Below are 9,850 nucleotides of genomic sequence, written 5' to 3'. Positions count from 1 at the left end.
CTTGTCGCCCTGGGCGGCGGTGGTGACGGTGGAGGTCTTGGCCGCGGGGGCGGACTGGGGGGCCTGGGCGGCCTGGGCGGAGGTGGAGGTGAGGGCTGCGGCCGCGGCGGCGGTGGTGGCGACGGTGGCGGTCAGGGCGCGCAGACGGGTGCGGGTGATCATCATGCGGGTGGGTTCTCCTGGTGTGCGGTGGTGTGCGGTGTCCCGGTCCGGGCACGGGGGTGCCGGGGGCGGGGCGGTGCGGGTGAGGGTCCTGCGGTGCGGGTGGCGCGGACGGCCTCGTGCGTGCTCGGCCGGTCCGGCGGTTTCCGCGATGACAGCCATGGTTAGCGGCGGCCCCGGCAGGGGTCAATGATGTGACGTACTACCCGAATACGGAGCAATGTCCGAAATGCGAACTTTGATGGCCGCCTGGAGCCGCCGAAGAGGACCCGTCACTACTAAGCGCCTTGGTATGTGACGTGGCTCCTATGGGTGGCATCACACCCGGGAGGCCGTTTCGGGGGCATTCGAACCCCTTTCGCAGCACCCCTTCCGCCCCCCTGGCACCTGCCGACCCGCACGTCCCGCCCGACGGAAGCCTCCGGCCGCACCCCCGACACGACCCGGAACGGGGCCACCTGGATGATCAATGCGCCGTGTGGTTACCATATGAGCGCCGCCTAGCTCGAAAGATAAACCTGTGACTGTCAATGACGACTCGTTCACCAGCTGGAAAAACCGCGAGGAGATCGCGGAGTCGATGATCCCGATCATCGGGAAACTTCACCGGGAGCGGGACGTGACAGTCCTGCTGCACAGCCGCTCCCTGGTGAACAAGTCGGTGGTCAGCATCCTCAAGACCCACCGATTCGCCCGGCAGATCGCCGGTGAGGAGCTCTCGGTCACCGACACCCTGCCGTTCCTGCAGGCCCTCACCACCCTCGACCTCGGCCCCTCCCAGATCGACATCGGCATGCTCGCCGCGACGTACGGCGCCGACGACCGCGGTCTGTCGGTGGCGGAGTTCACCGCCGAGGCCGTCTCCGGGGCCACCGGCGCCAACAAGATCGAGCGCCGCGAGGGACGCGACGTCGTCCTGTACGGCTTCGGCCGGATCGGCCGCCTCGTGGCCCGCCTGCTGATCGAGAAGGCCGGTTCCGGCAACGGCCTGCGGCTGCGTGCCATCGTCGTCCGCGGTGGTGGCGACCAGGACCTCGTCAAGCGCGCCTCGCTGCTGCGCCGCGACTCGATCCACGGCCAGTTCAACGGCACGATCACCGTCGACGAGGCGAACAGCACGATCGTCGCCAACGGCAACGTGATCAAGGTGATCTACGCCAACGACCCGTCGGAGGTCGACTACACGGCGTACGGCATCAAGGACGCCATCCTCATCGACAACACCGGCAAGTGGCGCGACCGCGAGGGCCTCTCCAAGCACCTGCGCCCCGGTATCGACAAGGTCGTCCTGACGGCCCCGGGCAAGGGCGACGTCCCGAACATCGTGCACGGTGTCAACCACCACACGATCAAGCCGGACGAGCAGGTCCTGTCCTGCGCCTCCTGCACCACCAACGCGATCGTCCCGCCGCTGAAGGCCATGGACGACGAGTTCGGCGTGCTGCGCGGTCACGTGGAGACGGTCCACTCGTTCACGAACGACCAGAACCTGCTGGACAACTACCACAAGGCCGACCGTCGCGGCCGCTCCGCGCCGCTCAACATGGTCATCACCGAGACCGGTGCCGCCTCCGCCGTCGCCAAGGCCCTGCCCGAGCTCAAGGCGCCGATCACCGGCAGCTCGATCCGCGTCCCGGTCCCGGACGTCTCGATCGCGATCCTCAGCCTGCGCCTGGGCCGTGAGACCACCCGCGAGGAGGTCCTGGAGTACCTCCGCGACGTCTCGCTGAACTCGCCGCTGAAGCGCCAGATCGACTTCACCACCGCCCCCGACGCCGTGTCCATGGACTTCGTCGGCTCGCGCCACGCGTCGATCGTCGACGCCGGCGCCACCAAGGTCGACGCCGACAACGCGATCCTCTACCTGTGGTACGACAACGAGTTCGGCTACTCGTGCCAGGTCATCCGCGTCGTCCAGCACGTCTCCGGGGTGGAGTACCCGACCTACCCGGCCCCGGCGGTCTGATCCCGTCGTCCGGGGGCGCGGTCCGACGCGCGCCCCCGGGAAGAGCACCGGCAGTGCCCCGTACCCGTCCGACACATGACGGGTACGGGGCACTGTCGGTATCCGCTGTCGGCCGCGATCCGGCACCTCCTGGACCTCGCGCACAGCGGGCGTCGCGAACTCGCCCCCCATCGCCGGGTACACGGTGCTGCGGGAGCTGGGCCGGGGAGGGATGGGGGCGGTGTACCTGGCCCGCCACGAGTCCGCGGGGAAGGAGGTGGCGCTGAAGGTGATGCTGCCGAAGGTGGCGGCGAACGCCGAGGCGCGGGCCCGTTTCCTGCGCGAGGCGGAGCTCACGGGGGCGTTGCGGCATCCGAACATCGCCGCGCTGTACGACTCCGGTTTCGCCGACGGCATGTTCTGCCTCACCACCGAGTTCTGCACCGGCGGCAGCCTGGACCGCCTGCTGCGGCGAAGAGGGGGCCGGCTCCCGGTGGCGGAGGCCGTCCGCTTCGCCGTCCAGGTGCTGGAGGGGCTGGAGCACGCCCACGGGCAGGGTGTGGTGCACCGCGATCTCAGTCCCTCCAACGTCCTGCTGCACGAGAACGCGGACGGTTCCACGACGGCGAAGGTCCGCGACTTCGGCATCGCCAAGGCCTTCGACGGGGCGGGGCTCAGCGGTCCCACCCGTACCGGCGCGACCGCGGGCAAGCCGCACTTCATGCCCCGTCAGCAGGTCGTGAACTTCAAGAAGGCGCCTCCGGCCGTGGACGTGTGGGCCCTGGCCGCCTGCCTCTACCAGCTCCTGACCGGGCGCGCCCCGCGGGACTTCCCGCGCGACAAGGACCCGTGGCAGGTCGTCCTGCAGTCGCCCGCCGTACCGATCCGGCGCCGGGAGCCGGGCCTGCCGGCCGCCCTCGCCGCGGTCGTCGACGAGGCGTTGCGAGAGCAGCCGGAGATCGGCTTCCGCAGCGCCGCGGATCTGCGGGAGGCCCTTCTCCCGGCACTGCCCCGGGGGTGAACCGGGCGCGGCGCCGCGATCACGCCAGGTGTGCGCGGGGCCGGGCGGCCCGGGGCACGGGGGCGCGGGGCGCCGACGCCGTTCACGGGGATCCGGCCGCCCGGAGGTCTTCGAGGGTGCCCCGCATTCCCCGTACCAGCGCGGCCAGGCCGGTCTCGAAGGCCAGTTCGCGGTAGTCGGGGGGAGCGTCCAGCAGGGGTTCCAGCCCCGGTGGGAGCCCTTCCCCGGCCGGCAGCCCGGCCCGGGGCGAGGCGTCGGGGTCGAGGGCCGAGCCGATGACGAAGTACTCGACGGAGCGCACCACCGGCAGCAGGTGCTCCTCCGGCCAGCCGGCGGCGCGCAGCACGGCGAACGCCCGTGCGTAGCCTTCGAACACCGGCAGGGCGCGGACCGGTCTGGAGGCGATCAGCGGCACCACGCGTGGATGGGCGGCGAAGGCGGCGCGGCAGGAGCGGGCCCACCGGTCCATCACGTCCGTCCAGGGACGGTCGTCGGCGACGAGTTCCATCTCCCCGACGACGAGTTCGTGGATCCCGTCGACGATCTCGTCGCGCCCCGAGACGTAGTTGTACAGCGACGGTCCCTTGACGCCGAGCCGCGCGGCGACGCGCGTGGCCGAGAGCGCCTCGGGGCCCTCCTCGTCGACCAGTGCGAGCGCGGTCCGCATGATGCCCTCGCGGGTCACCAGCCGGCGCGGCGGCCTGCCCATCCCCTGCTTCTCCCCTCGCCGGTGGTCGTCCGCCGGTGTGCGGCGGGTACGTCGTCGGCCACCGGGGCTTGGCAGCGGACACCGGCCAGTGTACGTTTCGGTCACATAAAACTACGACCTATAGTTTTATGGAGGCTGTGATGGACTACACCGAGTACCGGGCCCAGGACGCGGTGGGCCTTGCGGAACTGGTCGCCCGGCGCGAGGTGTCGCCGACGGAGCTGCTCGACGCGGCCGTCGCCCGCGCCGAGGCGGTCGACGGCAGGCTCAACGCGATCGTCCGGCCGATGCACGACCTCGCCCGGGAGCGGGCGAAGGAGTCCCTGACCGGGCCGTTCGCCGGGGTTCCGTTCCTGATCAAGGACTTGTCGCAGGACTACGCCGGGCTGCCGACCGGCAGCGGGAACCGCGCCCTGCGCCGCCTCCCCGTCGAGCGGCACAGCGAGGTGGTCAGCCGGTGGCTGGACGCCGGGCTGGTGATCTTCGGCAAGACCAACACCCCCGAGTTCGGCGCGAAGGGCATCACCGAGCCGGAGGCCAACGGCCCCACCCGCAATCCCTGGGACCTCACCCGCACCCCGGGCGGCTCGTCCGGAGGGACGGCAGCGGCCGTGGCGGCGGGCATCGTGCCCGTGGCCGGTGCCAACGACGGTGGCGGGTCCATCCGCATCCCGGCCGCGTGCTGCGGCCTGTTCGGCCTGAAACCGGGACGCGGCCTGGTACCGGCCGGGCCCGCCGTGGCCGAGCACCTGCACGGTGCCGCGACCGACGGCGTCATCTCGCGCAGCGTCCGCGACAGCGCGGCGATGCTCGACGTGCTGACCACGCGCCCCGACCCGGCCGGGCCGTACCTGCACGCCCGCCCCGAACTGCCCTACGCCGAACTCGCCCGCCGGCCGCGGAAGCTGCGGATCGGCTTCACCACCCGCTCCCCCATCGACACCGAGGTCGACCCGCAGGCGGTCGCCGCGGTCGAGGACGCCACCGCCCTGCTCCGCGGCCTGGGCCACGACGTCGAGCCCGTCGAACCGCGGATCGACCAGCGGCAGCTCGCCCTCGACTTCCTGGCCATGTGGACCACCCAACTCGCCCACACCGTCGACGCGATACGCGGCACCACCGGCGCCGGGCCGGAGGACTTCGAGCTCGACACCCACCTCCTGGCCGCCGCCGGCCGCGGTCTGAAGGCCCCGGCCTACTACGCCGCCCACGACCGCTGGAACGTCTACAGCCGGCAGCTCGCCGCCTTCCACGCCGACCACGACCTGCTCCTCACCCCGACCCTGGCCCGGCCGCCCGTCCGGATCGGGGAGCTGGACACCCCGCGCCCGGTGCGCGCCGCGGCCCGGTTCCTGATGCGTCTCGGGCTGCTGGGCGCCCTGGCCGGGACCGGGGCGTGGGAGCGGGCGGTGATCGCCAACCTCTCGGCGACCCCGTACACCCAGCTGGCGAACATCACCGGCCGCCCGGCGATGAGCGTCCCCACCCACCGCACCCCCGAGGGGCTGCCCCTCGGCGTCCAGTTCGTCGGCCCGCTGGGCGGCGAGGGGATGCTCCTCGCCCTCGCCGCCCAGATCGAGGCCGAGCGCCCCTGGGCACACCTGGAACCGCCGCTCTGAGCACCCGGGACGCGGACGGGCGCCCGGGCCCCGGCACCGCCGGCTCAGGTGCGGATGGCCGCCACCCGCCGGTTCATGTGCTCCTCGCGCTCGGCCCTGGTCGCGGGCGCGCCCACGATGCCGGGGCGCGTCTGCCAGGGCAGCGGGCCCGTCCGCGCCCGGTACTCCACGCCGATCGCGTCGAGCCGGGGCAGGTGCGCCCCGTGCAGCCGGGTGCGGAACTCGTCGAAGTCGCGGCGGCCGGGCCCGCACCACAGCGCCTCGGCGACCGCGCACAGGCGCGGGAAGGCGTAGTAGTCCACCATGCGGGGCGTGTCCACGTGCTCGGTCCACAGATTGGCCTGCCCGCCGAGCACCCGCGCCGCCTGTTCCTCGTTCAGCCCGGCCGGGACCGGGTCGAAGGCGTAGGCGTCCTCCAGCGTCACGGGGACGGAGACCGGGATCGGCTCGTCGGGGTGCTCCGACTGGCGGTAGTCGAGGTAGACCTGGTCGTCCGGGCAGGACACCACGTCGTAGCCCCGGCGTGCGGCGGTGACGGCACCGGTCATCCCGCGCCAGGAGGCCACCACGGCTCCCGGCGGGAGTTCCCCCTCCAGGATCTCGTCCCAGCCGAACACCCGCCGTCCGCGCTCGGCGACATGGGCGGCGACACGGGCGACGAACCACGACTGCAGGGCGTTCTCGTCGGCCAGTCCGCGCTCGGCCATGAGCTGCCGGGTGCGCGGGTCGTTCCGCCACTGCTCCTTGGGGCACTCGTCGCCGCCCACGCCGATGAAAGTACCGGGGAAGAGGGCCATCACCTCGTCGAACACGTCGCGGAAGAAGTCGATCGTGGACTCCTCCGTGTTCAGGACGTGGGGGCTGACGCCCCAGCGCGTCATGACCTCCACCGGTTCCCCCGTCACGCCCAGCTCGGGATAGGCCGCGATCGCCGCCTGCGAGTGGCCGGGGACGTCGATCTCCGGCACGACCGTGATGCCGAGCTCCGCCGCCCGGGCGACGATCTCGCGGATGTCGTCCTGGGTGTAGAAGCCGCCGTGCGGCCGGTCCTCGGTCAGGTCGTCGATCGTGGAACCCAGTTGGGACGTCCTGCGCCAGCCGCCGGTCCCGGTGAGCCGCGGGCGGCTCAGGATCTCCACCCGCCAGCCCTGGTCGTCGGTGAGGTGGAGGTGGAGGGTGTTGAGACGGTGCATCGCCATCAGCTCGATGAAGCGCAGCACCTCCCGCTTGGGCAGGAAGTGCCTGGCCACGTCCAGCATGACGCCGCGCCAGCGGAAGTGCGGCGCGTCCTCGACGACCGCTCCGGGCACCGCCCACCGTTCGTCGGCGATCCGGGCACGGCGGTAAATCCCGGGCGGCAGCAGTTGCAGCAGCGTCTGGCAGCCGTGGAGGACCCCGCCCGTGTCCCCGCCCTCGATGCGGACGCCGGCGGGGCCGGACTCCAGGCGGTACGCCTCGGCCCCCAGTTCCGGGCGCAGCGCCAGGACGATGCCCGGCCCGGACGCCTCCGCGGTGACCGGCAGGGGCAGTCCGGTCGCGGGGCGGAGGGCCGACTGCAGCCGGGCGGCGGTCGTGGCGAGGGCGTCGGGGGCCGTGATCGTGGTGGCCGCGCCGAGGAGGAACTCCCCCGGGGCGGTACGGGCCGTGACGGGCCGGGGCAGCAGGTCGAGGGGCGTCACTTCCGCTGTTCTCCTTCTCGACTTCTCGGTCTCTCGGTCTCTCGGTCTCTCCGGCTTCGCGGTCTCCCGGCTTCTCCACCGGACCGGCACCGCGAGCGACACGGGCCTTACATATACAAATTGTTTTACTAAGGCTGGAGCGGCCGGTCTGGATGAGGCGGCCTGATCAGGACGACGGCCGGGGCAACAGTGTGTCGACGTCGTACAGCCGGGCGTCCACGTGGTCGAGGGCGAGCCGCACGGCCCCCAGCACCACGGCCCGGTCGGAGAGCGAGGAGACCGCGAGCGCCGGGGGTTCCAGGCACAGCGGGTCGAGGTGGCGCCGCAGCGGTTCGAGCAGGACGTCGCCGGAGCGGGAGACCCCGCCGCCGATCACGACGAGCTCCGGGTCCAGGGCCAGGACCAGGGCGGCGATGCCCTCGGCGAGGTCGTGGGCGTACTGCTCGACGGCCCAGCGGGCGGCCGGTTCACCGGTGCGGGCCTGGGCGAAGACGTACTCGGCCGCCTCCTGGGGCAGGACGTCCGGCGGCATCTTCGGATAGCCGGTCAGATGCGTGGTGGCCCGGTGCCAGCCCACCAGGGGCAGCGCCCCTATCTCACCGGCCGCTCCCCCGCGCCCCCGGTGCACCCGGCCGCCGATCAGCAGGCCGGCGCCGGTCCGCACCCCGGACAGCACGAAGGCCACGTCGTCCACGCCCTTGGCCTCGCCGATCCAGCCCTCGGTGAGCGCGGCCAGGTTGCAGTCGTTCTCCACCAGGACCGGGCAGTCGAAGTCGGCGCCCATCTCGCCGGCGAGGTCCAGGCCGTCCCACTCGGGCAGGCCGACACAGCGCTTGACCCGGCCGTCGCGGCCGACCACGCCCGTGGTGCCGACGCAGACGGCGGCGAGCCGCTCCCGCCCGACCCCGGCCGACTCCAGCGCGCCCGCGGCGGTCGCGCGCACGGCGGCCAGGCGCTCGGCACGCCCCGCGTCCGCGCTCACCCGCTCGGTCCGGGTGGCCACCACGGTGCCGTCGAGATCGGCGACGGCCGCCCTGATGCTGTACGAACCGATGTCGACCCCGAGCACGTGGGCGCCGGTGGAATGGAAGCTGAACAGCCTCGCCGGACGGCCCATGTGACCGGGCTGCGGCGGCAGTTCCTTCAGCCAGCCCGATCCGATCAGCTCCTCCGTCAGGCTCTCCACCGTCGGGCGGGACAGGCCCGTGCGCCTGGTCACCTCGGTGAGGCTCAGCGGACCCTGGCCGCGCAGGGCGCGGAGCGTCGTGACCAGGTTGATGCGCCGCAGCCGTGAGGTGTCGCCTCCGGAAACCGTCACCGTCAACTCCCTTGACAGACTCTGTACACGAGAAATAAAAACAGCTTGCATTAGTAAGTCGCAAGCCCGAGGGGGTATTTGTGGTCACTGTCGCCATCATCGGGGCGGGGCTGCGCGGCATGAGTTATGCGCGGCGCGCCCTGGAGACCGGTCTGGCACGTGTCGTGGCCGTGGCCGAACCCGATCCGGAGCGCAGGCGGAACATGGCCGCCGCACACGGCGTACCGCCCGAGAACGTCTTCGCCGACTGGCGGGAACTGCTCGCCCGGGACCGGCTGGCCGACGCGGCGGTGATATCGACGCAGGACAGCATGCACCGGGAACCGGCGGTGCGGGCGGCGGAGCTGGGCTACCACCTGCTCCTGGAGAAGCCGATGGCGCAGACCGAGGAGGAGGCCGTCGCGATCGCCGAGGCCGCCGAGCGCAACGACGTCCTGCTCGCCGTCTGCCACGTCATGCGCTACACCCCCTACACCATCAGGCTCAGGGAGCTCATGGGCGAGGGACGGATCGGCGACGTGATGAACATCCAGCACCTGGAGCAGGTCGGCTGGTGGCACCAGGCGCACTCCTTCGTGCGGGGCAACTGGCGCAGCCAGGACGAGTCCGGTCCGATGCTGATGACCAAGGCGTGCCACGACCTCGACTGGATCGTCCACGTCAAGGGAGCACTGCCCACGCGGGTTTCCTCGTTCGGCAACCTGGTGCACTTCCGGCCCGGGAACCGGCCCGACGGGGCGGCCGACCGGTGCGTGGAATGCCCGGTGGAATCCACCTGCCCGTACTCCGCCAAGCGCATCTACCTCGACTGCCTGGGGGACGCGGACAAGGAGTTCTGGCCGCTGTCCGCGGTCACCTCCGACCACACGGAGCGGGGCGTGCTCGCGGCGCTGCGCGAGGGCCCGTACGGCCGGTGCGCGTACACCTGCGACAACGACGTGGTGGACACCCAGGTGGTGACCATGGAGTTCGCCGACGGCACCTCCGCCACCTGCACGGTCACCGCGTTCGCGGCCCTGGAGCACCGCAAGACCCGGATCTTCGGCACCCGCGGCTCCATCGAGGGCGACGGGGTCGTCCTGCGCGTGCACGACTTCGTGACCGACGAGGTCACCGTCATCGACACCGGTGCGTGCGAGGACCCCACGGCCGCCACCGGGCACGGCGGCGGCGACGCGGCCCTGTTCGACGCCTTCGTCGACGCCATCGCCGAGGGCGCCCCTTCCCTGGTGCTCACCGACGGCGCCGAGAGCCTGGCCACGCACCGTGTCGTCTGGGCCGCCGAACGGGCCCGTCGCACCGGCACCGTCGTCACGCTCCCGCCGGCCTGACCCCCGGCCGGCACGACACTCCCACGGTCTCCCCGCAGCCACCCGTCCCCCTCATGAAAGGCACAC

The 9,850-nt window shown here is 72.2% G+C and carries 7 protein-coding genes; 4 read left to right on the top strand and 3 right to left on the bottom strand.

The features are described from left to right. The first annotated feature begins 682 nt into the window (after nucleotides 1–682). Complete coding sequence (locus ABZZ04_RS31950) at nucleotides 683–2,128, top strand: glyceraldehyde-3-phosphate dehydrogenase (RefSeq protein ID WP_356935721.1); 1,446 nt, start codon at nucleotides 683–685, stop codon at nucleotides 2,126–2,128. A 211-nt stretch (nucleotides 2,129–2,339) separates the two neighbouring features. Beyond that, the gene (locus ABZZ04_RS31945) at nucleotides 2,340–3,128 is read left to right on the top strand and encodes a serine/threonine-protein kinase (protein WP_356935720.1); all 789 of its coding nucleotides are present in this window, start codon (nucleotides 2,340–2,342) and stop codon (nucleotides 3,126–3,128) included. 82 nt (nucleotides 3,129–3,210) lie between these two features. Here the strand turns inward: ABZZ04_RS31945 and ABZZ04_RS31940 are convergent, their stop codons facing one another. Next, the gene (locus tag ABZZ04_RS31940) at nucleotides 3,211–3,837 is read right to left on the bottom strand and encodes a TetR/AcrR family transcriptional regulator C-terminal domain-containing protein (protein WP_356935719.1); all 627 of its coding nucleotides are present in this window, start codon (nucleotides 3,835–3,837) and stop codon (nucleotides 3,211–3,213) included. 140 nt (nucleotides 3,838–3,977) lie between these two features. Between ABZZ04_RS31940 and ABZZ04_RS31935 the strand changes: the two genes are divergently transcribed. Further along, nucleotides 3,978–5,456 carry an amidase gene (locus ABZZ04_RS31935; RefSeq protein ID WP_356935718.1) on the top strand — a complete coding sequence of 493 codons (1,479 nt, stop codon included), beginning with the start codon at nucleotides 3,978–3,980 and terminating at the stop codon, nucleotides 5,454–5,456. A 44-nt stretch (nucleotides 5,457–5,500) separates the two neighbouring features. Here ABZZ04_RS31935 and ABZZ04_RS31930 read toward each other — a convergent pair whose 3' ends face one another. Further along, a complete protein-coding gene (locus tag ABZZ04_RS31930) occupies nucleotides 5,501–7,135 on the bottom strand; it encodes a beta-N-acetylhexosaminidase (protein WP_356935717.1) in 1,635 nt (544 codons plus the stop codon). A gap of 166 nt (nucleotides 7,136–7,301) precedes the next feature. Next, nucleotides 7,302–8,453, bottom strand: coding sequence for an ROK family transcriptional regulator (locus ABZZ04_RS31925; RefSeq protein WP_356935716.1), 1,152 nt, complete (start codon nucleotides 8,451–8,453; stop codon nucleotides 7,302–7,304). An 80-nt stretch (nucleotides 8,454–8,533) separates the two neighbouring features. Here ABZZ04_RS31925 and ABZZ04_RS31920 point away from each other — a divergent pair, with 80 nt between their 5' ends. After that, entirely contained in the window at nucleotides 8,534–9,784 is a 1,251-nt protein-coding gene (locus ABZZ04_RS31920) for a Gfo/Idh/MocA family oxidoreductase (protein WP_356935715.1), read from the top strand. Nucleotides 9,785–9,850: the final 66 nt, after the last annotated feature.

Origin of the sequence: Streptomyces sp. NPDC006435, from assembly GCF_040612315.1 — a bacterium.
Classification (GTDB): Bacteria; Actinomycetota; Actinomycetes; order Streptomycetales; family Streptomycetaceae; genus Streptomyces.
This window is presented reverse-complemented; position numbering and strand designations above follow the sequence as displayed.

What these genes read in the sequence shown, in the direction of transcription:
- ABZZ04_RS31945 (WP_356935720.1), top strand. Translation starts at nt 2,340, where the DNA reads ATGGGGGCGGTGTACCTGGCCCGCCACGAGTCCGCGGGGAAGGAGGTG.
- ABZZ04_RS31940 (WP_356935719.1), bottom strand. Translation starts at nt 3,837, where the DNA reads ATGGGCAGGCCGCCGCGCCGGCTGGTGACCCGCGAGGGCATCATGCGG.
- ABZZ04_RS31935 (WP_356935718.1), top strand. Translation starts at nt 3,978, where the DNA reads ATGGACTACACCGAGTACCGGGCCCAGGACGCGGTGGGCCTTGCGGAA.